Raw genomic sequence first — 25730 nt, 5'->3', positions numbered from 1 at the left:
CATGATACGGACCGTCGCCACCAAACCCTATCTTGACCAGAAGCCCGGCACCTCCGGCCTGCGCAAGAAGGTGCCTGTGTTCCAGCAGGAGCACTATGCGGAGAACTTCATCCAGTCGATCTTCGACGCTCTGGAAGGGTTCGAGGGCGAGACGCTGGTGATCGGCGGCGACGGCCGCTTCTACAACCGCGAGGTGATCCAGAAGGCCATCGACATGGCTGCCGCCAACGGCTTCGGCAAGGTGATGGTCGGGCAGGGCGGCATCCTCTCGACGCCGGCCGCCTCCAACATCATTCGCAAATACAAGACCTTCGGCGGCATCATCCTGTCGGCCAGCCACAATCCGGGCGGCCCGCACGAGGATTTCGGCATCAAGTACAATGCCGGCAATGGCGGCCCGGCGCCGGAGAAGATCACCGACGCCATCTTCGAGAAGACCAAGACGATCTCGAGCTTCAAGATCGCCGACATCGGCGCGATCGACATCGACAAAATCGGCACGGTCAAGGCTGGCGGCATGACGGTGGAGGTGATCGATCCGGTCAGCGACTATGCCGAGCTGATGGAAAACCTTTTCGACTTCGATGCCATCCGCGCCAATTTCAAATACGGCTTCCGCATGCGCTTCGATGCCATGCATGCGGTGACCGGCCCCTATGCCAAGGAGATCCTCGAGCGCCGGCTCGGCGCGCCGAGCGGCACCTGCCGCAACTTCAAGCCGCTGCCGGACTTCGGCGGCCATCATCCGGATCCGAACCTGGTGCACGCCAAGCATCTCTATGACGAGATGATGGGCCCGGACGCGCCGGATTTCGGCGCCGCCTCCGATGGCGACGGCGACCGCAACCTGATCATCGGCAAGGGCATCTTCGTCACGCCGTCGGATTCGGTGGCGATGCTCGCCGCCAATGCGCATCTGGCGCCGGGCTACAAGGACGGCCTCAAGGGCATCGCCCGCTCGATGCCGACCAGCGGTGCCGCCGACCGCGTCGCCGAGAAGCTCGGCATCGGCATCTACGAGACGCCGACCGGCTGGAAGTTCTTCGGCAATCTGCTCGACGCCGGCATGGCGACGATCTGCGGCGAGGAAAGCGCCGGCACCGGCTCCAACCACGTGCGCGAGAAAGACGGACTGTGGGCGGTGCTTCTTTGGCTCAACATCCTCGCCGTGCGCGGCGAGAGCGCCAAGCAGATCGTCACCGAGCATTGGGCGACTTACGGCCGCAACTACTATTCGCGCCACGACTATGAGGAGGTCGACACCGACCGCGCCAACAGGCTGGTCGATGAACTGCGCGCCAAGCTCGCCTCGCTGCCTGGCACGAGCGTGCGCGGCCTGAAGATCGCCACCGCCGACGACTTCGCCTATCACGATCCGGTCGACGGCTCGGTGAGCAAGAACCAGGGCATCAGGATCCTGTTCGAGGGCGGCTCGCGCGTCGTCTTCCGCCTCTCCGGCACCGGCACCTCCGGCGCCACGCTGCGCGTCTATATCGAGCGCTACGAGCCGGATCAGGCAAGGCACGATCTCGACACCCAGGAAGCGCTCGCCGACCTCATCGCCGCGGCGGACGACATCGCTGGCATCAAGAGCCACACCGGCCGCGACAAACCGAGCGTGATTACTTGAGGCTGGCGCGGCGCGCCTTTCCTTCTCCCCTTGTGGGGTCCGAAGGACGGGGCGAGACCCGTGGCTCGCCCCCAGGCGGTGGATCGGCGCGCAGCGCCGAGACGGACGAGGGGTGCTGGCCGGATCGACCACCTTGGCGATTGGCAGATACGCTCGTTCCATCGTCATCCACGGGCGGAGCAAGGAGCGCAGCGACGCGGCGCAGACCCGAGGATCCATGCCGTGACGTCGCGGCGACGCCACGGTCTAGAATTCTGCTCCGCTGCGCCCTTCGGTCGAGGCCACGGCATGGATCCCAGGGTCTCCGCGACGGAGCTTCGCTCCTGCTTCGCCCTGGGATGACGACGTCGCCGAGGCTTCGGCTAGTCTCCGACGTTTGCAACGTGCCGCGAGGCTGGCAAGCGTGAGCAATCTGGGCGCCAAGCTATCGTTTAACGTTCTACGTAAGGGCGTTCACTTCGTTTTTGCCTCGCAGAGTGCAACGCGCGGCTGGGTTTCCGTGTTTGATCCGGCCGGAGCAACCGAGATCCAGCGAGTAGAACTGGAGCGAACGCCGCTCCAGTTCACAGAGGACAGGGTGCTGTTTCAGGGCTTCGTACAAGACATCAAAGCCGGCGCCCGCTATGGCTTTCGCGCGGATGGCCCATATGCCCCCGACAAGGGCCTGTGGTTCGACCCGGACAAGCTGCTCACCGATCCTTACGCCATCGAGATCGATCGTCCCTATCAATACCACTGGCGGCTCGCGGCCAAACGCAACGAAGGTGCCGATACCGCCGCCTTGATGCCCAAAGCGATCGTGGTCGCGATGCCGGAACCGCTGTCGCCCCAGCCGCCATTGTTCCAGCCCGGCGGCCTCATCTACGAGCTCAACGTCCGTTCCTTCACCAAACTGCACCCGGACGTGCCGGAAGCGCAGCGCGGCACAGTCGCGGCGCTCGCTCATCCGGCAATCATCGAGCACCTGAGGCGTCTCGGCGTCTCCGCTGTCGAACTGATGCCGATCACCGCCTCGATCGACGAGCGGCATCTGCCGCCGCTCGGGCTCCACAACGCCTGGGGCTACAATCCCGTCACCTTCATGGCGCTCGATCCGCGCCTGGCGCCGGGCGGCCTAGCCGAATTGCGCGACACGGTTGCCGCCTTGCGAAAGGCCGGCATCGGCACCATCCTCGACCTCGTTTTCAACCACACAGGCGAGAGCGACCGCTTCGGTCCGACGCTGTCGCTGCGCGGCCTCGATGCGCAGGCCTACTACCGGCACGAGCCGGACGGCAGGCTGGTCAACGACACCGGCACCGGCAACACCATCGCCTGCGACCATCCGGTCGTCTGCGAAATGGTGCTCGACACGCTGCGCCATTTCGTCCGCCATGCCGGCGTCGACGGTTTCCGCTTCGACCTGGCGCCAGTGCTCGGCCGCGTCGACGGCACGTTCGACCCGCAAGCGCCGCTGCTTCAAGCCATCGCCGGCGATCCGCTGCTGGCCGACCGGGTGCTGATCGCCGAACCCTGGGACATCGGCCCGGGCGGCTATCAGCTCGGCAATTTTTCTCGACCCTTCCTCGAATGGAACGACCGCTACCGCGACGACGTCAGGCGCTTCTGGCGCGGCGATGCCGGCACGCTCGGCACGCTGGCCACGCGGCTCGCCGGCTCGTCCGACGTCTTTGCCAGGGCAGCGCAGGACAAGAGCCGCACGGTCAATTTCATCGCCGCGCATGACGGCATGACGCTGGCCGACCTCGTCGCCTATGAGGAAAAGCACAACGAGGCCAATGGCGAGCAGAATCGCGACGGCCACGGCGACAACCTGTCCTGGAACAATAGCGTCGAGGGCGGGACCGACGATGCCTCGATCGTCGAGGCGCGGCTCGGCGATCGGCGCGCGCTGCTTGCTACGCTGTTTGCCTCGCGCGGCACGATCATGCTGACGGCGGGCGACGAGTTCGGCCGCACGCAAGACGGCAACAACAACGCCTATGCGCAGGATAATGCCATCACCTGGCTCGACTGGGCAGGCCGCGATCAGGCGCTGGAGCGGTACGCGGCAGCGCTCAGCGCGCTGCGCCGCGCCGTGCCGGCGCTTTCGGATACGCGCTTCCTGAGCGGTCGGCCGCCGGCCGGCTCCGACGTGCCCGATGTTGCATGGCTGACCGAATCCGGCGCGCCGCTCGGCGAGGCCGACTGGAACGACGCGCGGCGGCACCGCCTCGCCATGGTGCTCGGCGGCGCCGGCGATGGCCGCCTTGCCGTCGTCGTCAACGGCGACCGCCGCCAATGCGTCTTCACGCTGCCGGAACGGACCGGGTTCCGCTGGCATGCCGCCATCGAGGCGGCGGATGGCGGCGGCGACCTGTCGCGGCCGGTGCCGGGACGGACGGTGGTATTCATGATCGAGCGCAAGGCCGGCGGCCGGGCACGCAGCGGGAAGGACAAGGGATGACTGAGGGCAATGGGGAGCGGGGGGCCGACTGGTGGCGCGGCTGCGTCATCTACCAGATCTACCCGCGCTCCTTCCAGGACACGACGGGCGACGGCAGCGGCGATCTCAAGGGCATCACCGCCAGGCTCGCCCATGTCGCCTCGCTCGGCGTCGACGCCATCTGGCTGTCGCCATTTTTCAAGTCGCCGATGGCCGACATGGGCTACGACGTATCGGACTATCGCGATGTCGATCCGATGTTCGGCACGCTCGAGGATTTCGACGCGCTGGTCGCCGAGGCGCACCGGCTCGGCCTGAAGGTCGTCATCGACCAGGTGATCTCGCACTCGTCCGACAAGCATGAATGGTTCGTCGAGAGCCGCGCCAGCCGCGACAACCCGAAGGCCGACTGGTACGTCTGGGCCGATGCCAGGTCCGACGGCAATGCGCCCAACAACTGGCTGTCGCTGTTCGGCGGGCCGGCCTGGGAGTGGGATGCCACCCGCCGGCAGTACTACATGCACAATTTCCTCGCCGCCCAGCCCGACCTCAACTTCCACAATCCGGAGGTTCAGGACGCGGTGCTGGACACGGTGCGCTTCTGGCTGGAGCGCGGCGTCGACGGCTTTCGCCTCGATACGGTCAACTACTATTTCCATGACCGCTGGCTGCGCGACAACCCGCCCCTGGCGGAAAGTGTCGCCGGCACCAACGGCGCCACGACCACCTATGCCTTCCAGGAGCATCTGTTCGACAAGACGCGGCCGGAGAACCTCGACTTCCTCCGCCGCTTCCGCGCGCTGCTCGACGAGTATCAGGACCGCGCCGCGGTCGGCGAGGTCGGTGACGAGGACCGCTCGCTGCAGACGCTCGCCGCCTACACCTCCGGCGGCGACAGGCTGCAGATGTGCTACACATTCGACCTGCTCGGGCCGCAATTCTCGGCGGCGCACATACGCGGCTGCGTCGAGGCTTTCGAAGGCACCGTCGCCGACGGCTGGGTCTGCTGGGCCTTCTCCAACCACGATGTCGTGCGCCATGTCAGCCGCTGGACGCGGCCGGGCGGCGATCCGGACAGGGTGGCGAAATTCTCGATCGCGCTGCTCGCCTGCCTGCGCGGCTCGATCTGCCTCTACCAGGGCGAGGAACTCGGCCTGGAGGAAGCGGAACTCACCTTCGAGGATCTGCGCGACCCTCTCGGCATCCGCTTCTGGCCGGGCGTGAAGGGCAGGGACGGCTGCCGCACACCGATGGCCTGGGCTGCCGGCGCCGACAATGGCGGCTTCACGACGGGCAAGCCCTGGCTGCCGCTGCCGGCCAGCCACCGCGCCCGCGCCGTGAATGTCCAGAACGGCGAGGAGGGATCGGTGCTTGCCGCCTACCGGGCGATGCTTGCCTTGCGCAAGCGGCACCCAGCGCTGGTCAGCGGCTCCATCCGCTTCCTGGATGCCGAAGGCGATGTTCTTGCCTTCGTCCGCGAGGGTGAGGGCGAGAGGCTGGTCTGCGTCTTCAACTTCGCCGACGAGCAGGCGGTCTGGCCCTTGCCGCCGGCTCTGGGGCCTGTTGAAGCGGTCGATCTCGGCCCCGGCGCGGTCATTGCCGAAGACGCATTGTCACTGCCGCCGCTGGGTTGCTTTCTGGGGCGAACCAACTTGACGGCCAGCCCGTCAATGTCCAGCGAGGCTCGGTGATGCTCATCGAATATACGAACGAAGTCGCGTTCGGGGAGCCACCGCCATCCGTAATTGTGTTGTGCACGCTTCGTGAGGTACGAGAGCTGTCTTCGAAATTGTTGCTCCGCGATGTTGTCGACATGTCGTCTGGATTCAACGCAAATTTTTCGGGTGGGATATCTGGCTTTCAGGTCAAGATTGTCACTGAGAATGAGCACTTAGTGAGGATTCAAGACGGAAAGGTATTGATATCCTTGTCTAAGGAACACGCTGGCGCGATTTCAGCGATGCTTGATCAAATAGATGTGCAAGGCCAGACCATATACGTCGACTTCGATGGCCTGAATCTCTTTGAAGAGGCAAATTTGATTATCTCTACGACCTAACTACTGCACCAGCACCGAGCGTCCGCAGGTCCCGCCGGTGACCCGGACATCGGCTTCGCCGACATGAACGCCGAGCGCACCAAGCACGTTGTAGACCAGGCTGTCGACCGGCGCGGTCACGCCGTTGAGCGCCGTCACCACCGCCGGCTTCACGGTGCCGAGCAGGGCGGTGACGTCGAGGCCGGCACCGAGCGCCTTGACCGACAGCGACAGGTTGTTGTCCAGCGAGGTGGAGAGCGACTGCGTCAGGTTCTTCGTCGACACGGTCTTCATCGTCTTGGCGGCGATTTCGGTGGCGTTGAAGGTCAGGTTCGTCGGCGCCATGTTGGTAACCGAGAACGCCGAAGATCCGTTGATCTGCAGCAGGCTGAGGTTGACCAGCAAAAGCTTGACGCTGACGTCGGCGATTTCGGCGTCGCTGAACGATTGCGGCTTGGTGAAATCGGCAAAGCCGCTGGCGTTGGTGTCGGCGAGATGCGCGGCGACGACGCCGGGCTGTGCCGCGATCGCGACCTTCAGGCTGTCGGGACGCCCGGTCGGGCAGCTAACTTCGGTGAGCTTCGCTTCGGCGTAGGCCACTTCGACATTGAGCGGCAGGTTGACGGCGAGCAGCTTGATGCCGCCGCCCAAATTCACGCCGGAGTTGCCGTTCCCATTGTTGCCGCTGCCGATGCCGACGCTGGCATTCAGCTTGATGCGGGTCTGCGCGGTGCGCACCACGGTGCCGGCCTCGCCGACTCTCAGCCAAGGCGAGGATTGCGGCGGCTCGCCGATGGCGATGCTGAGCGTGGTGGAGGTCAGCCCCGGTATGGTGGCGCCGAGATTGACCTGTACCTGGTTGGTGCCGTTGGCAAGTGCCGCCGCCGCCGTCACCATGCTCATGGCGCTCGTCGCGACGGTAAGCCCCGCCGGCTTCTGGCCGACGCCGAGGCTGCCGACGGAGCCGAGATCGATGAGGTGGCTGAGCGGGATCTTGACCGTGTTGGTGGCGCCGGCGGCCATCGTCTGCAGTGCCAGCTTGGAGGTGCGGTCAAGCCCCGGAACATTGGCCATGGCTGTGGCGATCTGGCCGACGGTGGCCTTCGAAGCCAGCACGTCCGAATAGCTCACGCCCGTCAGATGCAGTTGCATTGCCAGCGCGTCGGTGAAGGAGAGCACGTCGACATCGGCCGATATCAGCGCGTTGTAGTCCATCACGCTGAGCGAGATGTTGGTGCCGAGCAGGCCGCCGAGCAGCGCGTTGAGCACGCCGCCATTGAGGCTGGCGAGCCGCGACCCGACCGAGAACGCGGCTTCCGCCTGGGCGCTGGCGGTGGCCGTCGTTCCGATCACCGGCGGCTTCATCATCATCGCGCCGAAATAGAGCGTGCCCTTCTTCTTCAGCGACACCTGCACGGCGTTATAGGGCAGCTTGCCGGCCTCGAAACGGCTTCCGGCGGCGATCGCGCTGACGCCGGAATAGCGGCCGGGCACCACCTGGACGACCGCCTTGCTGGCCGTCGGCTCGATGATCGTCCCCTGCTTCTGGACGGCGACCGAGTTGAAGCCGTTGTCCTTCAGCGTGGTCAGCACCGCCTTCTCGGCATTGTTGATGTTGGCCGCGGCGGTGATCGCCGCGAGATCGACGATCGACTGTGCCGCGCGGCGCTCGTTGAACAGCGCGCCTTCGTCAACCGCGAAGGCTGTCAGCGCCAGCGCGACCGGCGCGCTCAGCGCCGCCATGACGGCGAAGTTGGCGCGCCTGTCGGCGATCAGCCGGCTGCCCGATCGCAGCATCGCGGCGGCAGCGGCGCGCATCATATGCCCCCGACGCGGATCGTCGATTGGCGCTTGATCGTCATCGATGGCATCGGCAGGCTGTCCAGCAGGTTCCAGATCGGCAGCTCGCGCGCGTCGTAGCTGACCGAAACGACGAACTGGCTGCCGTCGATGGCGCTGTCCTTGGCATCGACCGTCAGCTTGTGCGGGTCGACGAACGGATAGCCGGCGACGTCGTGATTGATGAAATTGGTGACCAGGGCCTGCCGCTCGGTCTGGTTCAGCCCGGCTATCGCCGTTCGCGCCGCGTCGGCGGCGATCTGCTGGACCGAATGGCTGGCTCCGAAATAGATGCCATATGCAACCATGCCGAGCAGAAGCAGGATAAAAAGCGGCGCCAGCATGGCGAATTCGACCGCCGTTGTCCCGACGGCGTCAGCCCGGAAACGAGACCACGAAACACGGCTTTTTGGGTCCTGCAGCATAGTGCGGAGCATGCCAAATCCGCACTGCAAAAACAGAAAACGGATGGAGCAACCGCTAGGTGCAGCAAGTTGAACGTCCTGTTTTTGCTTAAGTCGCCGCTGTTTTAGCGATTGCGCGCTAACTTAGCGTCAAGCGTGCACACAGCACGACTCGGTTGAAATCGGATATCTGTCTGTCTAGTGTCCTGCCACCAGCCGCCGGAAGCGATCGGTGGCACGCCCAAAAACGACCAAAATTGGTTCAGGGGCGTCAACACGTAATAGGTGTGGCTGAGGGGCCGCGCCGACAGGGAGAACTTCATGCTGAAAAATGTGCTGAAGGCGACGGTGTTCGCCACGACCATGGCCTTGGCCGCGGGCACCTTCTACACGCCGGCTTTCGCCGAGACCGTTTACAACCGCGGATCCGCCGCCGAGGCGGAGACCGTCGATCCGCACAAGACCTCGACGGTCTACGAAGCCGATATCATACGCGACATGTTCCAGGGCCTGGTCATGCATGACCAGAAGACGAACCTCATCCCGGGCGCCGCGGAAAGCTGGACCGTGTCCGACGACGGCACTGTCTACACCTTCAAGCTGCGCAAGGACGGCCTCTGGTCGGATGGCAGCCCGGTGACGGCGGAAGACTTCGTCTATTCGTTCCGTCGGCTGGAAGACCCGGCCACCGCTGCCGAATACGCCTCGATGCTCTATCCGGTGAAGGGCGCTGAGGACTTCAACACCAAGAAGGGCAAGGCAGAGGACATGGGCGTGAAGGCGGTGGACGCCAACACGCTGGAAGTGACGCTGAAGGCGCCGACGCCCTATTTCCTGGAGATGCTGACCCACCAGGCGACCTATCCGGTCAACAAGGCGTCCATAGACAAGCTCGGCGCCGACTGGATCAAGCCGGGCAAGCTGGTTTCCAACGGCGCCTATACGCTGGCCGAATGGGTGCCCAACGACCATCTCAAGCTGGTCAAGAATCCGAAATTCTGGGACGCCGGGACCGTCAAAATGGACGTCGTCAACTACATCCCGACCGAGGATCGCTCGTCTGCGATGAAACGCTTCGAGGCCGGCGAACTCGACAGTTATGGTGACTTGCCGACCGAACAGCTTGCCGATCTCAAGACCAAGTTCGGCGACCAGGTCCGCGTCGGTCCATATCTCGGCACCTACTATTACGCGATCAAGACCGACAAGGCGCCGTGGGACAATGTCGAGCTGCGCAACGCCATCTCGATGGCGATCGATCGCGACTTCCTCGCCGAGAAAGTCTGGCAGAACTCGATGCTGCCCGGCTATTCGATGGTGCCTCCGGGCATCGAGGGCTATACGCCGGCAGTGGCCAAATACGCCGACATGCCGCAGATCGACCGCGAGGACGCTGCCAAGAAGATCCTCGAGAAACTCGGCTATACGCCCGAGCATCCGTTGAAGATGGAGATCCGCTACAACACCTCGGAGAACCACAAGAACACGGCGGTCGCCATCCAGGAGCAGCTGAAGCCGCTCGGCGTGGAGGTGACGCTGCTCAACACCGACACCAAGACCCACTATGGCTTCCTCGAGCAGAAGGGTAACTATGACGTCGCCCGCGCCGCCTGGATCGCCGACTACAAGGATCCGGAAACCTTCCTCGGCATCTCGCGCAAAGCGAGCGGCAACAACTACTCCGACTACAACAGCCCGGCCTATGAGGCCGCAATGGACAAGGCAGCCGCCGCCGGCGGCAAGCCCGAGGAGCGCATGAAGGAGCTGGCCGCGGCGGAGCGCGTCCTCGTTGACGACGTCGGCCAGATCCCGCTTCTCTATTACAGCTTCCACGACATCGTTTCCTCGAAGCTGCATGGCTTCGACGACAATGTGATGGACATCCATCCGTCCCGCTTCATCTCCAAGGACTGACAAGAAACCTTGGCCGTGCCGCCGCTGCCATTTTGGGCAGCGGCGGCCGCGGTCTGTCGTCGTACCGGGCCGAAAGTCGGGTTGGATTTTCGGCAATGCCGGTGCGAAGATCAGAGATGCCGGCGTTGCGGGTCTTCGTTTGGAGAGCCGTCACCCTGGCTGAAGCGGGGCGCCGATGCTGCGTTATGTCTTCCGGCGGTTGTTGACCGCCATCCCGACGCTATTCGTCATCGTGACGCTGGCGTTCTTCCTGATCCGTGTCGCGCCGGGCGGCCCGTTCAACCAGGAGCGGGGACTGAGCCCTGAGATCAGGGCCAATCTCGAAGCTCAGTTCGGCCTGGGCGATCCGCTCTGGCTGCAATATGCCCACTATCTCGGTAACCTTTTGCGCGGCAATTTCGGCCCGAGCTACAACATGCCGGATTTCACCGTCACCGAGCTGTTCGCCAAGGGGCTGCCCATCTCGGTCCAGCTCGGGTCCTCGGCGCTGCTGCTGGCCTTGCTGCTCGGCGGCGTGCTCGGCACCGTCGCCGCGCTCAACCAGAACAAGCTTGGCGACTATGCCGTGATCGCGCTGGCGACGGCCGGCAGCACAATTCCCACTTTCGTCATCGCGCCGGTGATCCAGCTCCTGTTCGGCCTGACCTGGAAGCTCCTGCCGATCGGCGGCTGGGGCGACGGCGCCCTGATCAACAAGGTCGGCCCGGTGCTGACGCTTGCGCTGCCGCAGATCGCGATCGTCGCCCGGCTGATGCGCGGCTCGATGATCGAGAGCTTGCGCTCCCATCACATCCGCACCGCCCGCGCGCTCGGACTGTCCGACTGGTCGGTGGTGGTCAAGCACGCGCTGCGCGGCGCCATCCTGCCGATCGTCTCCTTCACCGGCCCGGCGGCGGCGGCGCTGCTCACCGGCTCGGTCATCGTCGAGACCATCTTTTCCATTCCGGGCGTCGGCCGCTATTTCGTCGATGCCGCCCTGAACCGCGACTACACGCTGGTCATGGGAACTGTGGTGGTCATCGCCATCTTCACCATCGTCTTCAACCTGATCGTCGATGTCATGTACGCTGTCGTCGACCCGAGGGTGCGCTATGACTGATATCGCAGCCGCAGCCCCCGCAGTCGTTGGCCGCTCGCTCTGGGGCGACGCCTGGGCGCGCCTCAAGGCCAACCGCGCCGCCATGTTCAGCCTCTATTATCTTGCCTTCATCGCGCTGATCAGCGTGTTTGGTCCATCCCTGGTGCCGCACGAATACACCACGATCTACGGCGACTATGTGCGCACGCCGCCGAGCTTCTCGGCATACCCCAAGCCCGACATGATCCAGACCGCATTGACCGACGCCATCAAGCGCATGCGCGTCGACATCAATGAATGGCACCAGGACGGTAGCCGCGTCATCGTGACCGTCACGTCGAAGAAGCCGATAGACGACCGCTACATCCGCTATCTCGATCGGTCCGACGCCTTCGACGACACAAAGATCGATAGCAAATCGCCCGACGGGCTCGAAGTGACGATGAGTGCCGCCATCAAGCAGCAATATTTCTACTTCGGCACCGACAACACCGGCCGCGATCTGCTGTCGCGCACGCTGATGGCCGGGCGCATATCGCTGGCCATCGGCCTTCTGGCGGGCGTCGTGGCGGTGGTGATCGGCGTGCTCTACGGCGCCGCGGCCGGCTTTGCCGGCGGCCGGGTCGACGAGGTGATGATGCGCATCGTCGACGTGCTCTATTCGCTGCCCTTCATCTTCTTCGTCATCATGCTGGTGGTGTTCTTCGGCCGCAACTTCGTCCTGATGTTCCTGGCGGTGGGCGCCGTGCTGTGGCTCGACATGGCACGCATCGTGCGCGGCCAGGCGCTGTCGATCCGAAGGCAGGAATATGTCCAGGCCGCCGAAGCCATGGGTGTCGGCCAGCGCGGCATCCTGATGCGTCACGTCATCCCCAATTTGCTAGGCCCGGTGGTGATCTACATGACCCTGCTGGTGCCGCAGGTCATCATCCTGGAAAGCTTCCTGTCCTTCCTCGGCCTCGGCGTGCAGGAGCCGATGACCAGCTGGGGCGTGCTGATCTCGGTCGGCGCCAAGAACATCGGCAGCGCCAACTGGCTGCTTCTGTTCCCCGCCTTCTTCCTCGTTTCGACGCTGTTCGCGCTGAACTTCGTCGGCGACGGCCTGCGCGACGCGCTCGACCCGAAGGACCGCTGACATGGCCGCTGCCGAAACGATCCTCGACGTCAGGGACCTTCGCGTCCGCTTCCGCACCCTCGACGGTGCGGTCGAGGCGGTCAAGGGCATCAACATCAACGTCAGGGCCGGCGAGACCGTCGCCGTGGTCGGCGAATCCGGCTCCGGCAAGAGCCAGACCATGATGGCCGCGATGAGCCTGCTGGCCTCCAACGGCGAGGCAACAGGCGCCGTCGACTATCGCGGCCGCAACCTTTTGACGATGAGCAAGAGCGAGCTCAACAAGGTGCGCGGCCGCAAGATCAGCATGATCTTCCAGGAGCCGATGACCTCGCTCGATCCGCTCTATTCGATCGGCAACCAGCTGATCGAACCGATCCGCAGGCATCGCGGGCTGGGCGCGGCGGAAGCGCGCGAGGAGGCGCTGAAGCTCTTGCGGCTCGTGCACATTCCCGATCCCGAACGGAGGATGAAATCCTATCCGCACGAAATGTCCGGCGGCCAGCGCCAGCGCGTCATGATCGCGATGGCGCTGGCCAACGATCCCGACATCCTGATCGCCGACGAGCCGACGACGGCGCTCGACGTCACCATCCAGGCGCAGATCCTGATGCTGCTCGCCGAATTGCAGCGCAAGCTCGGCATGGCCATCGTCTTCATCACCCACGATCTCGGCATCGTCAGGCGCTTCGCCGACCGCGTCTATGTCATGCGCCAGGGCGAGGTGGTGGAGGAGGGCGAGGCCGAAGCGCTCTTCGCCAACCCGCAGCACGCCTACACCAAGATGCTGCTGGCGGCCGAGCCGACCGGCTCCAAGGCGCCGCCGCCGGCCGGTGCCCCGGTGCTGCTCGAGGGCCGCAATGTCGAGGTGGTGTTCAGGATCGGCGGCGGCTTCCTCGCCGGCGAGCCGCTGATGCTGCGCGCCGTCGACAACATCTCGATCCGCCTGAAACGCAACCAGACGATCGGTATCGTCGGCGAATCCGGTTCCGGCAAGTCGACGCTCGGCCGCGCGCTGCTCAGGCTGTTGCCCAGCGAGGGCCTGATCCGCTTCGGCGACCGCGACATCTCCGACGCCGACCGCCAGGCGATGCGGCCACTCAGGCGGCAATTGCAGCTCGTCTTCCAGGATCCGTTCGGCTCGCTGTCGCCGCGCATGACCGTCGGCCAGGTGATCACCGAAGGGCTGTTGGTGCACGAGCCGTCGCTCACCGGCAAGCAGCGCGACCAGCGCGCGGTCGAGGCGCTGCGCGAAGTCGGGCTGGATCCCAATTCGCGCAACCGCTATCCGCACGAATTCTCGGGCGGCCAGCGCCAGCGCATCGCCATCGCCCGCGCCATGATCCTGAAGCCGAGGCTGGTGGTGCTTGACGAGCCGACCTCGGCGCTCGACCGCTCGGTGCAGAAGCAGATCGTGGAGCTGCTGCGCAAGCTGCAGGCCGACCACGAACTGTCCTACCTGTTCATCAGCCACGACCTCGCCGTGGTCCGCGCCATGGCCGACTACATCATCGTCATGAAGCAGGGCAAGATCGTCGAGGAAGGGCCGACGGAAGACATCTTCAGCAATCCGCAGGCCGGCTACACCCAGACGCTGATGAACGCCGCGATCGATACGGCGCGATTTCGGATGAGCGCGTAAGGCAGCGGCCCTGTGCCCAGCCGCACAACGCTACGACGTGCACTGCCGCTTTCTTGCCGCGACGATCGCCTGCTGCTGTTGCTGCATCCGTTCGATCCTGGCCGTTTCGCGGTTGGCCACGACCGTCTTCACGCGCTCGCCGCCGAGCAGCCAGTTCGGCACGCTGGTATTGGCGACCTTGCCGCGTGCGATGGCGGTTTGCGAGATCCCGGTGGCGGTGTCGCCGAGCGCGACGTTGAGTTCCGGGCAGCTCATGCGGTCGTATTTGTCCGAATCGATCGAGGCAAGCCTCGAGGAGCAGCCAACCGCAACGAGCAGCACGGTGATCAAAGTAAACAGGAGTGCTGCCGTCGGCGCGGACTTCATACTTTCACCTGCTCTCGCCGTTCCTCAGTCCCGCACGCCCGTCGAACCAGGGTAGGGCGCCATTAGGTCAAAGCGAGAGCCTGTTGTCGAGCACAATGGAAGGCCAGAGGCCGTTCCGCTCGATTTGCGGCGCAGACGGGTGATTTCGGGAGCGGGAGGCAACAAGCAGCCAAGTGCTTGTTTTTCTGGTCGGAGTGGCAGGATTTGAACCTGCGACCCCATCGTCCCGAACGATGTGCGCTACCAGACTGCGCTACACTCCGTGACCAGACCGCGGGCTTATAGCCGCCGCTTTTCGATCCTGCAAGCGCCAATGGCAGTACGTCTGTCGCATTTCGTCACATTCGCCGCGGACTGTTGAAATCTTCGGGCTGGCTCAGCGATCCGCTGCGCGAAAAGGGCAAGCGGACCAGCACGATGGGCTGGCTGATCCGCTTGCCGAAACCCAGCGCAATCAGGCGGCTGACCGATCGAGCATGCTCCAGTCGAACGCGCGCGCCCAGTCGGCAAAGCTGTGCCAGCGCACCTCCTGGAATTCCTTGTGCAAGCCGGGGATGTCGACGTCGTAGCCGACGCTGTCGAACCATTCGAACATCAACGCCGCATCCTCGTTCTGCTGGCGGGCCATGGCGATCGGGACCTCCTGGTAGCCGATCGGGCGGCCGATGGCCTGCGACAGGATTTTCGCCTGCTCTTCGCCGGACAATTCATCTCCGGCGAAATCGAAGCGCTTGCCGAATACCCGTTCGCGACGCTCGATCAGCGCCGCGACGAAGGCGCCGATGTCCGCCAGCGCGACCAGCTGCAGCCTGCGCTTGGCGGGCACCGCGAAAGCATGCGTGCCCTGGGCCAGCGCGCCGATCGACCAGGGGGCGACGAAATTCTCCATGAAGGCGACCGGGGCGCTGATCGTATAGGGGATGCCGAGCCGCTCGATATGCCGCTCGACCAGATATTTGCTTTCGAAATGCGGGATGCCGGTTTTCTTGTTGGCGTCGGCGACGGACGAATAGACGAGATGCCCGACGCCGGCAGCCTTCGCCGCGTCGGCGGCAAGGATACCCTGGCGGGTCTCTTCCTCCATGCCGGCCTCGGTCATGGTGCCCATCAGGAACATGGTGTCGACGCCGCTCGCAGCCTTGATGATGGAGGCGGCGTCGGATAGATCGCCGGCCACGATTTCGGCGCCGGCGGTCGCCAGTTGCCGCGCCGCCTTGCCGTCCGGCGAGCGCGTCAACGCCTTGACGCCGTGGCCCTTGGCAAGAAGAGCGCGCGCGACCGCGCCGCCTTGCTGGCCGGTGGCGCCGGTCACCAGAATGTCTCTTTTGATGGTCATCTGTTTGCTCCGTGTTTGCGTGGAGCAAAGTTAGGGTTTGCGGCATTGATGCATAATCACCTATAATTGGAAAACTTTGTCCCACTCTTGGATACAATGATCGACCTCAACGACATCGCGGTTTTTGCCCGCGTTGTGGAAACCGGCAGCTTCACCGCCGCCGCGCGCCTGCTTGCCATGCCAAAGACGACGGTCAGCCGCCGCATTGCCGCGCTCGAGCGCGAGTTCGGCGTCCGCCTGCTGCAGCGCACGACCCGCAGCCTCAACATGACGGATGCTGGGCGCCTTTATTACGAGCAGAGCAGCCAGGCACTGCGGGCGATCGAAGAGGCCAATCTGCGCCTTGCCGAGGCGAGCGCGGAACCATCGGGCACGATCCGTATCTCGGCGCCCGTCGGTTTCGGCGCCTATTTCCTCAACCGCGCCGTGGTCGAGTTTCTCGAGATCTATCCGAAGACCAAGGTCGAGCTTCGCCTGACCGACGACAAGCTCAACCTGGTTGAGGACGGGATCGATCTCGCCTTCCGCACTGGCGTCTTGCAGGATTCGACGCTGATCGCCCGCAAGCTCGGCTCGACGCACAGGCATCTCTGCGCCAGCCCGGACTATCTGGCGCGCCATGGAGCACCGGAAGCGCCGGCGGATCTCGCTCATCACCACTGCGTCATTGCCGGCCCCTCGGCAGCCGGCGCTCACTGGGTCCTGGACGGGCCGCAAGGCCAGGAGACGGTCACGGTATCCGGGCGCTTCGCCGCCAACGAGATGCAGGCTGTCGTCGCCGCCGCCATTGCCGGCTACGGCATCGCTCAATTGCCCTACGGAATGGCGGACGCGCTGATCGGCGAGGGGCGGCTGCGCCGCGTCCTTGGGGATCACACCACGCCGGCCGGCGGTCTTTACGTCCTCTATCCGAGCAGCCGCCACCTGTCGCCCCTGGTCAAGGCGTTCATCGATCTGGCGACCGAGCGGATTTCGAATCGGGTAAACAGTGCATAAAGCTGTGCGTACCCATGCGACCAACTTCTGATTGCGAGACCCGGATGAGCGAGCGCATTGTCAGTTTCGTCATGAGTGGCGGCGTCGGCTCGCGGCTCTGGCCGCTGTCGCGCGAGGACAATCCCAAGCAGTTCCACGATTTTTCCGGCGACGGTTCGATGCTGGCCAAGACCCTGCGCCGGCTGGCGGCAAGGCCGGCCGGCGAAACGCCGATCTTCCTGATCGCCGCCGAGCGCCACGCCGAGCGCGTCCATGCCGACCTCGCAGGCCTCGATCTTGCCGGCGGCGGCCCGCTGTTCGAGCCGACCGGACGCAACACCGCGGCCGCCGTCGCGCTCGCCACATTGCGCACGCTGTCCGAATTCGGCGACAGCCTGGTGCTGGTGGTGCCGTCCGATCACGAGATTTCGACCGCGGAGCAGTTCTGGCGCAGTGTTGAAGCCGGGGCCGTGGCGGCTCATGCCGGCCGCCTGGTGGTGTTCGGCATCAAGCCGACCCAGCCCGAGACCGGCTACGGCTATATAGAGGTCGCCGCCGACAGGGACGGTGTGTTCGATGTCTCGCGTTTCGTCGAGAAGCCCGACCTCGCCACCGCGCAAACCTATCTCGAAGCCGGAACCTTCTACTGGAACACCGGCATCTTCCTGTTTCGCGCCGGCGCCATGCGCGACGCCTTCGCGGCTTTCGCGCCTGATATCTGGCAGGCCACCGAAGCCGCCTATAAGGCGGCGACATCGGATCTTTCCGGTCTCTATATGCCGCTGGAACTCTATTCCGCCATCCCATCGACCTCGATCGACTACGCCATCATGGAGCGTGCCAAGGGCATCGCCATGGTGCCGGCCGGCTTCCGCTGGAACGATCTCGGCTCCTGGCAGTCGCTGCTCGATGTCGGGCCCTCCGACAATCAAGGCAACGTCATCGTCGGCGATGTCGTCGCCATCGATTGCGAGAATTCCTACATTCGCGGCGAGGGCCGGCTGCTCTCGGCCATCGGCATGAAGGACGTCGCCATCGTCTCGACCGCCGACGCCACTTTCGTGGCGCCGGTCAGCCACAGCCAGCACGTCAAGAAGATCGTCGAGCAGCTGGAGAAGTCGGGTCGCCTGGAAACCCGCTTCACGCCGGCGCATGACCGCGTCATCGAAAGCGGCGCCTGGCGGCAGCGCGTACATCACTGGCTGTTCGACGAGACGCTGCCGCTGTGGTCGACGTCGGGCGTCGACGAGCGTCATGGCGGCTTCCATGAGGCGCTCGGCTTCGACGGCTCGCCGCTGATGAAGCCCAAGCGCATGCGCACGCAGGCGCGCCAGGTCTATGCTTTCGCGGTGGCCAAGGAACGCGGCTGGACCGGCCCGGCCGACCGGCTGATCGCCCATGGCATCGATTTCATGACCGGCAAGGGCCGCACCGCAAGGGGCGGCTGGGTGCGCACGCTCAACATCGACGGCTCGGTCGCCGACCCGGCCGAGGACGCCTACGACCATTCCTGCGTGCTTCTGGCGCTGGCGCACGCCCATATATCGGGTCATCCCGACGCGCTCCGGCTCGGCGAGGAGACCTTTGCTTTTCTCGACGCCCATCTCGAGGACAGCCGCATGACCGGCTTCCTCGAAACGTCCGACGGCGAAGGCGAGCGGCGCTCCAACCCGCATATGCATCTGCTCGAAGCCTTCCTCGCCTGGCATCAGGCGACCGGCGAGCGCGCCTATCTGCGCCGCGCGGCGCAGATCATCGACCTCTTCCGCAGCCACTTTTTCGATCCGGAAAGCTGGACGCTCGGCGAACATTTCGACGACGGCTGGAAGCCGGTGGCCGGCGAGAAGGGCAGCTGGACCGAGCCCGGCCATCATTTCGAATGGGCCTCGCTGCTCGTCGATTTCGCCGGCCGCAGCGGCCAGACCGAGCTCACCGCCTTTGCCCGCAAGCTCTATGCCTCCGCCGTCGCCAACGGCCTCAACCGCGCCACCGGCCTGTCCTACGGCGCCGTCTCCAGGCAAGGCCTGCCGCTCGACCGGGTGTCGCGCAGCTGGCCGCAGGCCGAAGCGGTCAAGGCGGCGATTGCGCTGGACGGCACGGGCGGGCCGGACCTCAAGCCGGAGATCGAGGCGCGCGTCGGCCGCCTGTTCCGCTGGCACATCGACCCGGCGCCGCTCGGCCTCTGGATCGACCGCATCGACGAACGCGGCCGCTCGCTGGCGACCGACGTGCCGGCCAGCATTTTCTACCACCTCGTCTGCGCGCTGACGCAGTATCTGGATGGAACGGCCGGGGAGGGAGGCTGAAGCCGCCGATCTCCCCCCACGAGGGGGAGATGGCCGGCAGGCCAGAGGGGGTCGGTTCGACTGGACGCGACCTTCTTTTGCGACAGGATAAGGCTAGCGCCCCACGCGCGGCGACCCCCCTCTGTCGCCTTCGGCGACATCTCCCCCTCAAGGGGGGAGATTAGGCGTGCCTCGCGCCAGCCCCTCAATACGGGCTCGCCACGTCCCCCGTCTCGACATAGACCGCCTTCAGCTGCGAGTAGAGTGCCAGCGCCGCAAGCGAGTTCTCCCGCCCGATGCCCGACTGCTTCACCCCACCGAAGGGGATTTCCACCGGCGTCAGATTGTAGGCGTTGATCCAGCAGGTGCCGGCCTGCAGTTCGGCGATGACGCGGTGGGCGCGCGGCAGGTCGCGGGTGAAGACCCCGGCGGCGAGCCCGAATTCGGTGTCGTTGGCGCGCTCGATCACCTCGTCCTCGCTGTCGAACTTCAGCACGCTCATCACCGGCCCGAAGATCTCTTCGCGGGCGATGCGCATCGTATCGGTGACGCCGGTGAATACCGTCGGCTCGACGAAGAAGCCGCCCTGAAAACCCTGCAGCGAGGGCACGCTACCACCGCAGGCGAGGGCAGCGCCGTCTTGCCTGCCGGTCGCGATGTAGGAGACGACCTTCTCCTGCTGCGCCTTGTTGACCAGCGGCCCCATCTGCGTTTCTGGATCGAGCGGGTCACCGATGCGGATCTTCTTGGTACGCTCTACCAGACGGTCGACGAAACGGTCGTGGATGCCCTTCTGCACGAAGACACGCGTACCGTTGGAGCAGATTTGACCGGTCGAGTAAAAGTTGCCGAGCATGGCGCCGCCGATGGCGTTTTCGAGATCGGCGTCGTCGAAGACGATCAGCGGCGACTTGCCGCCGAGCTCCATCGTCGCGTGCTTCATCTTCGAGCCGGCGAGCGACAGCACCTTGCGTCCGGTTGGCACCGAGCCGGTCACAGAAACCTTGGCGACGACATCGTGGCCGACGAGGCCGGCGCCGACATCGCCATAGCCCTGCACGACGTTGAACAGACCGTCGGGCAGGCCGGCCTCCGAGTAGATCTCGGCCAGCGCCAGCGCCGACAGCGGCGTGTTCTCCGAGGGCTTGAACACCATGGCGTTGCCCATGGCGAGCGCCGGGGCGGATTTCCACCCGGCGATCTGGATCGGATAGTTCCAGGCGCCGATGCCGACGCAGACGCCAAGCGCCTCGCGCCGCGTGTAGGCGAAAGGCCCGCCGAGATCGACCGCCTCGCCGTTGAAGGCGGCGACCGCGCCGCCGAAATATTCCAGGCAATCCGCCGCCGAGGGCGCGTCCGCCACCAGCGTCTCCTGGATAGCCTTGCCGGTGTCCAGCGTCTCGATGCGCGCGAGATCGGCATTGCGGGCGCGAAGAATGTCGGCGGCGCGGCGCAGGATGCGGCCGCGCTCGACCGGCTTCAGCCGAGCCCAGGCCGGTTGTGCGGCGCGCGCGGCCTCGATCGCCAGTTCCAGCACGTTCGGCGTCGCGGAATGCAGCGTGGCGATTGTCTCGCCCGTGGCCGGATAGATCACAGGCAGCGGCGCGCCGCCCTCGTCCTCGATGTAGCGGCCGTTGACATAGTGCGATGCCGTGGGCTGGGCGCGCATGGTCTTCTCCATTGATGGTCGCTGGGCGGGAGGGCGCCAGCCTCACAATGCCCTATCGATCCGCCGCCTGCCAGCGCGGATTGATCCATGGTTCCTGGTTGGACGGCGCCAGCGGCATCCGCCCAAGGATGTGATCTGAAGCCTTCTCGCCGGTCATGATCGAGGGCGCGTTGAGATTGCCGTTGGTCACCCGCGGGAAGATCGAGGAGTCGGCGACGCGCAGGCCCTCGACGCCGATCACCCGGCATTCCGGATCGACCACGCTCGTCAGATCGTCGGCGCGGCCCATCTTGCACGTGCCGCAAGGATGATAGGCGCTCTCGGCGTGATCCCTGATGAAGGCGTCCAGATCCTCGTCCGACTGCACATGACTGCCGGGCGAGATCTCCTTGCCGCGGAAACTGTCGAAAGCCTTCTGCCCAAAGATCTCGCGCGTCAGCCGGATGCAGTGGCGGAACTCCGTCCAGTCGTCCGGATGCGACATGTAGTTGAAGCGGATCACCGGCTTCGCTTTCGCATCGGGCGAGCGCAGCGTCACCGAGCCGCGCGACTTCGAGCGCATCGGCCCGACATGCGCCTGGAAGCCGTGCGACTTCGCTGCCGCCTTGCCGTCATAGCGCACCGCCGCCGGAATGAAGTGGTACTGGATGTCCGGATAGTCGACGCCGGCCCGCGAGCGCACGAAAGCCGCGGCCTCGAAATGGTTGGTGGCGCCGAGGCCGGTCCTGAAGAACAGCCACTGTGCGCCGATCAACGCTTTGGAGAAGGGGTTGAGCACCGAATTCAGCGTGATCGGCTTGGTCGATTCCTGCTGGATGTAGAGTTCCATATGGTCCTGCAGATTGCGGCCGACGCCTGGCCGGTCGGCAACGACCTGGATGCCGTTTTCCTGCAGATGCGCGCCCGGGCCGATGCCCGACAGCATCAGGATCTTCGGCGAATTGATTGACGATGCCGCGACGATCACTTCACGTCGCGCCTTAACGATTTGAATCTGTTTGTTAGCTTCGATCTCGACCCCGATGGCGCGTTGATTCTCGATCACCACGCGGCGAGCGAAGCCCTTGACCAAGGTGACGTTTTTGCGTTTCAGAGCCGGCTTCAGATAGGCGTTCGCCGCCGACCAGCGGCGGCCGCCGAGAATGGTCTGCTCCATCGGGCCGAACCCTTCCTGCTTCGAACCGTTGTAGTCGTCGGTCAGCTCGAAACCGGCCTGGCGGCCGGCCTCGACGAAGGCGCCGTAGAGCGGGTTCCTGCGCGTGCCGCGTTGGACATGCAGCGGGCCGCGTTTGCCCCGCCAGCCATCCTCGCCGCCGTCGGAATCCTCCATGCGCTTGAAGTAGGGAAGCACGTCGGCGAAGCCCCAGCCGGTTGCGCCCTGTTCGGCCCAGTGGTCGAAGTCGCGCGCATGGCCGCGCACATAGACCATGCCGTTGATCGAGGACGAGCCGCCGATCACCTTGCCGCGCGGGGTGGCGAGCACGCGGCCGCCGAGATGCGGCTCCGGCTCGCTGGCAAAGCCCCAGTCGTAGAGGCTCATGTTGAGCGGGATCGACAGCGCCGACGGCATCTGGATCAGCGGCCCGATATCGGTGCCGCCGAACTCGATGACGATCACCGAGTGCTTGCCGTCCTCCGACAGCCTGTAGGCCATGGCCGAGCCGGCGGAGCCGGAGCCGATGATCACGAAGTCCGCTTCAAGCATTGTTCATATGCGCCCATCGTTCATATGCGAGATGAAATCGGCGAGCGAGACATTGCCGCCGGTAGCCACAACAAGGACGGTTTTTCCCGCCACGTTCACCTTTCCCCCAAGCAGCGCCGCCAGCGACGCCGCGCCCGACGGCTCCAGCACCAGCTTCATCCGCTCGAAGGCGATCTTCATGGCGCGCCGCACCGAGATATCGTCGACGGTGACGCCGCGCACGCCGGCCGCGCGCACCGCCGCGAATGGCGCTTCGCCGGGCTGCCTCGCCATAAGCCCGTCGCAGATCGATTTCGGCCCGATCGGCATCGTCTCGATGGCGCCGTGCGCCAGTGAGGAACCCATGCCGTTGAAGCCTTCCGGCTCGACCGCGATGATTTCGGTCTGGGGCGACAGATAGTGGAAAGCGAGCGACACGCCGCCGATCAGCCCGCCGCCGCCGACGGAGCAGAACACCAGGTCGGCATGCGCGTTCTTCGCCGCCAACTGGTCGAGCGCCTCCAGCCCGGCGCCGGCCTGGCCGGCAACGATCTCCGGATCGTCGAAGGGATGCAGCAGCGTGAGTCCTTCGGTCTCGGCGATCGCGCGCGCCCTGGCGGCCGCCACTTCCTCGCGTGCGCGATCGCCATGGTCGGTGAGCACGACGCGCGCGCCATAGCCGGCGGTGGCCTCACGCTTGGCGGCCGGCGCATCGATCGGCATCACGATGGTGACGGGAATGCCGAGCGCCTGGCCGGCGGCGGCCAGCCCTTGCGCGAAATTGCCGGACGAGTAGGCGACGACGCCTTTCTTGGCCTCATCCGGCGACAGCTGCTTCAGCCGCCAATAGGCACCGCGCACCTTGAAGGAGCCGGCCCATTGCAGCGATTCCGGCTTGACGAAGACACGCGCCGCGCCCGTCTCCCTGGCGAGCGCCGTCGACTCCAGCAATGGCGTCACCTGCGTTGCGGCCGAGGTGAGGGCATAGGCCATTTTGAGATGGTCGAGTGAGGGGACGAGCGTTGTCATCATTCGCCTCGCGGATACCGTTTGCTCTCCTCGAGATTGTCGAGGTTCATGTGGTTGCGCATGTAGCGCTCGGACGCCTTCTGCAGCGGCTGGAAATCCCAGGGGTAATAGGCGCCGTTGCGCAGCGCCGGATACACCACCCAGCGGCGCGCCTGGCTCTCGCGCACGGCGGCGTCGAAAGCGGCCATGTCCCAGCGCGCCCGGACCTTGTCCATGAACGCCGCGACCAGCGCCGCGTTGGCCAGGTCGTCGGCGAGGTTGTCACGCTCGAGCGGATCGGTTTCGAGGTCGAACAATTGCGGCGGGTCGAGTTCGCAATGGACGAATTTGTATTTGCCGTCGCGGATCGCCACCAGCGGCGCGTAGGAGCCTTCGGCGGCATACTCGATCAACACGGGCGCGGTGCGCTGCCCGCCATTGGCGAGCGGCAGCAACGACTGGCCGTCGGTCCACGGAGCGATGGCGCCCATGTCGATGCCGGCGAGGTCGCACAGCGTCGGCGTCACGTCGAGATTGGAGACCGGCGCCTCGATCAGCCCGGCCGGCACGCCTTTGCCGGCGATCATCAGCGGTACGCGCGCCGAACCCTCGAAGAAGCTCATCTTGAACCACAGCCCGCGCTCGCCGAGCATGTCGCCATGGTCCGAGCAGAACAGGATGACGGTGTCGTCGAGCATGCGCGTGCGGCCGAGGACGTCCAGCAGCTCGCCGAGCTTGTCGTCGACATAGGAGATGTTGGCGAAATACCCGCGCCGCGAACGGCGCACCTGGTCGCTTGTGATCGCGAAAGCGGAATAGTCGCTGGCGTGGTAGAGCCGCTGCGAATGCGCGTCCTGCTCGTCATGCGCGATGAACCCGGTTTCGGGGTCCAGCGCCTGGCAATTCTCGTAGAAGTCCCAATACTGCTTGCGCGCGACGTACGGGTCGTGCGGGTGCGACAGCGAAACGGTCAGGCACCAGGGCCGCCGGTCCGCATCGTCCTGCTCCCGCGAAAGCTGGTAGAGCTTCTGCGTGGCCAGGAACACGACTTCGTCGTCATACTCCATCTGGTTGGTGGTCTCGGCGACGCCCGCGCCGGTCACCGAGCCCAGATTGTGATACCACCAGTCGATGCGCTCGCCGGGTTTGCGATAGTCTGGCGTCCAGCCGAAATCGGCCGGATAGATGTCGGTGGTCAGCCGCTCCTCGAAGCCATGCAGTTGGTCCGGCCCGACGAAATGCATCTTGCCAGACAGGCAGGTGTAGTAGCCGGCAGATCGCAGGTGATGGGCAAAAGTCGGGATCGAGGACGTGAACTCCGCCGCGTTGTCGTAGACCCCGGTGCGCGACGGCAACTGCCCGCTCATGAACGAAGCGCGGCCGGGCGCGCAGAGCGGCGAGGCGGTGTAGTTGTTGGCAAAGCGCGCCGAGCGGGCGGCAAGTGCCTTCAGATGCGGCACATGCAGGAATTCCGCCGGTCCGTCGGGGAACAGCGTGCCGTTGAGCTGATCGACCATGACGATCAGGAAATTGGGCCGTCCGCTCGTCAAGGCAGGCTCCGTCCGCTGAGCTTGGTTTCGAGATAGTCTTCGACGAGCGCGATGGCCGTCGCCGCGTCCGGCACGCCGTCTTTCAGCGCGCGACGGATGTAGAGCCCGTCGATCAGCGCCGCCGTCGCTTCGGCGACGCGATCCGCTTCGCGTCGGGACAGGATGCCGGTCAGCCCGCTCATCAGGTTCGAATGCAGTCGCCTCGCATAGATCTTGAGCAGGCGCCGCAAGGCCGACGACTTCTGCGCCTCGACATAGAAGGCAAGCCATGCGGCGATGGTCTCGGGCTGGAACTGGTCGTCGGAGAAACTGACGGCGACCACGGCCGAGACGCGCTGGCGCGCCGTGCCGGTGGCCCGCAGCGCACGCCTGGTGTCGGTGTTGAGCTCCGACAGTATGTGCCGCATCGTCGCGAACAGAAGCTCGTCCTTGGCGCCGAAATAATGGTGCGCCAGCGCCGACGACACGCCGGCGCGGCCGGCGATCTCCGACATCGTCACGTCCAGCGAGCCGCGCTCGCCGATCGCCGAGATCGTCGCATCGATGAGCGCCTTGCGGCGCAAGGGTTCCATTCCGATTTTCGGCATTTTGGGATCCGGGCTCGATATAAGATTATTTTTTATTGACGGATCAATCAACAAAAAATCGATGCTGGCATCAAACGATCCTGTTGGTCTGGCCCATCCCCTGGGCTGGAAAAAAGTTCACTGTTGAACAATATTGAATCTCATGCCGCGACAGGACGTGCTAGCGTGTGTGGAGGTTCAGGTCAG

Annotated in this window: 19 protein-coding genes and 1 tRNA gene; 10 read left to right on the top strand and 10 right to left on the bottom strand. The window is 65.0% G+C overall.

Going from position 1 to position 25730, the window contains the following annotated elements:
• The first annotated feature begins 1 nt into the window (after nucleotide 1).
• From EN857_RS05795 to EN857_RS05780, 4 genes are all read left to right on the top strand, one after another.
• A complete protein-coding gene (locus tag EN857_RS05795) occupies nucleotides 2-1630 on the top strand; it encodes an alpha-D-glucose phosphate-specific phosphoglucomutase (RefSeq protein WP_135858086.1) in 1629 nt (542 codons plus the stop codon).
• A 412-nt stretch (nucleotides 1631-2042) separates the two neighbouring features.
• On the top strand, nucleotides 2043-4076 hold the full coding sequence (gene glgX, locus EN857_RS05790) for a glycogen debranching protein GlgX (RefSeq protein ID WP_128346495.1): 2034 nt from the start codon (nucleotides 2043-2045) through the stop codon (nucleotides 4074-4076).
• Nucleotides 4073-5746, top strand: a complete 1674-nt coding sequence (locus EN857_RS05785) for an alpha-glucosidase family protein (protein ID WP_128346492.1) — start codon at nucleotides 4073-4075, stop codon at nucleotides 5744-5746. Before glgX ends, EN857_RS05785 begins: the two co-directional genes overlap by 4 nt.
• Complete coding sequence (locus tag EN857_RS05780) at nucleotides 5743-6114, top strand: hypothetical protein (protein WP_127394041.1); 372 nt, start codon at nucleotides 5743-5745, stop codon at nucleotides 6112-6114. Before EN857_RS05785 ends, EN857_RS05780 begins: the two co-directional genes overlap by 4 nt.
• Here EN857_RS05780 and EN857_RS05775 read toward each other — a convergent pair whose 3' ends face one another.
• Nucleotides 6115-7911 (bottom strand): TadG family pilus assembly protein, encoded by a 1797-nt coding sequence (locus tag EN857_RS05775; RefSeq protein ID WP_245511266.1) that lies wholly within the window; start codon nucleotides 7909-7911, stop codon nucleotides 6115-6117. It lies immediately after the preceding gene.
• Nucleotides 7911-8276 (bottom strand): TadE/TadG family type IV pilus assembly protein, encoded by a 366-nt coding sequence (locus tag EN857_RS05770; protein ID WP_245478389.1) that lies wholly within the window; start codon nucleotides 8274-8276, stop codon nucleotides 7911-7913. Before EN857_RS05770 ends, EN857_RS05775 begins: the two co-directional genes overlap by 1 nt.
• 381 nt (nucleotides 8277-8657) lie before the next feature.
• Here EN857_RS05770 and EN857_RS05765 point away from each other — a divergent pair, with 381 nt between their 5' ends.
• From EN857_RS05765 to EN857_RS05750, 4 genes are all read left to right on the top strand, one after another.
• A complete protein-coding gene (locus EN857_RS05765) occupies nucleotides 8658-10250 on the top strand; it encodes a peptide ABC transporter substrate-binding protein (RefSeq protein WP_127311216.1) in 1593 nt (530 codons plus the stop codon).
• Nucleotides 10251-10425: 175 nt separating this feature from the next.
• Nucleotides 10426-11349 (top strand): ABC transporter permease subunit, encoded by a 924-nt coding sequence (locus EN857_RS05760; protein ID WP_127393019.1) that lies wholly within the window; start codon nucleotides 10426-10428, stop codon nucleotides 11347-11349.
• A complete protein-coding gene (locus tag EN857_RS05755; protein WP_127393020.1) occupies nucleotides 11342-12463 on the top strand; it encodes an ABC transporter permease subunit in 1122 nt (373 codons plus the stop codon). Before EN857_RS05760 ends, EN857_RS05755 begins: the two co-directional genes overlap by 8 nt.
• Before the next feature lies 1 nt (nucleotide 12464).
• On the top strand, nucleotides 12465-14084 hold the full coding sequence (locus EN857_RS05750; RefSeq protein ID WP_127393021.1) for an ABC transporter ATP-binding protein: 1620 nt from the start codon (nucleotides 12465-12467) through the stop codon (nucleotides 14082-14084).
• 30 nt (nucleotides 14085-14114) lie between these two features.
• On the opposite strand, the gene EN857_RS05745 is transcribed toward EN857_RS05750, so the two are convergent.
• The 3 genes from EN857_RS05745 to EN857_RS05735 form a co-directional block, all read right to left on the bottom strand.
• Nucleotides 14115-14450 (bottom strand): hypothetical protein, encoded by a 336-nt coding sequence (locus EN857_RS05745; RefSeq protein ID WP_127286548.1) that lies wholly within the window; start codon nucleotides 14448-14450, stop codon nucleotides 14115-14117.
• A 186-nt stretch (nucleotides 14451-14636) separates the two neighbouring features.
• Nucleotides 14637-14713: transfer RNA gene (locus EN857_RS05740), tRNA-Pro, on the bottom strand.
• 191 nt (nucleotides 14714-14904) lie between these two features.
• Nucleotides 14905-15786, bottom strand: coding sequence for an NmrA/HSCARG family protein (locus EN857_RS05735; protein WP_127286547.1), 882 nt, complete (start codon nucleotides 15784-15786; stop codon nucleotides 14905-14907).
• 96 nt (nucleotides 15787-15882) lie between these two features.
• Here EN857_RS05735 and EN857_RS05730 point away from each other — a divergent pair, with 96 nt between their 5' ends.
• Entirely contained in the window at nucleotides 15883-16782 is a 900-nt protein-coding gene (locus EN857_RS05730) for a LysR family transcriptional regulator (protein WP_127393022.1), read from the top strand.
• A 44-nt stretch (nucleotides 16783-16826) separates the two neighbouring features.
• On the top strand, nucleotides 16827-19067 hold the full coding sequence (locus EN857_RS05725; RefSeq protein ID WP_128346578.1) for an AGE family epimerase/isomerase: 2241 nt from the start codon (nucleotides 16827-16829) through the stop codon (nucleotides 19065-19067).
• A gap of 184 nt (nucleotides 19068-19251) precedes the next feature.
• Here the strand turns inward: EN857_RS05725 and betB are convergent, their stop codons facing one another.
• The 5 genes from betB to betI are packed head-to-tail and all read right to left on the bottom strand — an operon-like array spanning nucleotide 19252 to nucleotide 25544.
• Nucleotides 19252-20715 (bottom strand): betaine-aldehyde dehydrogenase, encoded by a 1464-nt coding sequence (gene betB, locus EN857_RS05720; RefSeq protein WP_128275880.1) that lies wholly within the window; start codon nucleotides 20713-20715, stop codon nucleotides 19252-19254.
• A gap of 52 nt (nucleotides 20716-20767) precedes the next feature.
• Complete coding sequence (betA, locus tag EN857_RS05715) at nucleotides 20768-22420, bottom strand: choline dehydrogenase (RefSeq protein WP_127287132.1); 1653 nt, start codon at nucleotides 22418-22420, stop codon at nucleotides 20768-20770.
• Nucleotides 22421-22423: 3 nt separating this feature from the next.
• The gene (locus EN857_RS05710) at nucleotides 22424-23431 is read right to left on the bottom strand and encodes a threonine/serine dehydratase (RefSeq protein WP_127287131.1); all 1008 of its coding nucleotides are present in this window, start codon (nucleotides 23429-23431) and stop codon (nucleotides 22424-22426) included.
• Nucleotides 23428-24957 (bottom strand): choline-sulfatase, encoded by a 1530-nt coding sequence (gene betC, locus EN857_RS05705; protein WP_127311122.1) that lies wholly within the window; start codon nucleotides 24955-24957, stop codon nucleotides 23428-23430. Before betC ends, EN857_RS05710 begins: the two co-directional genes overlap by 4 nt.
• Nucleotides 24954-25544 (bottom strand): transcriptional regulator BetI, encoded by a 591-nt coding sequence (gene betI / locus EN857_RS05700; protein ID WP_127311123.1) that lies wholly within the window; start codon nucleotides 25542-25544, stop codon nucleotides 24954-24956. The genes betC and betI overlap by 4 nt, the downstream gene beginning before the upstream one ends.
• Between the last annotated feature and the right edge of the window lie 186 nt (nucleotides 25545-25730).

Origin of the sequence: Mesorhizobium sp. M4B.F.Ca.ET.214.01.1.1, from assembly GCF_004791545.1 — a bacterium.
GTDB classification, from domain to species: Bacteria; Pseudomonadota; Alphaproteobacteria; order Rhizobiales; family Rhizobiaceae; genus Mesorhizobium; species Mesorhizobium abyssinicae.
This window is presented reverse-complemented; position numbering and strand designations above follow the sequence as displayed.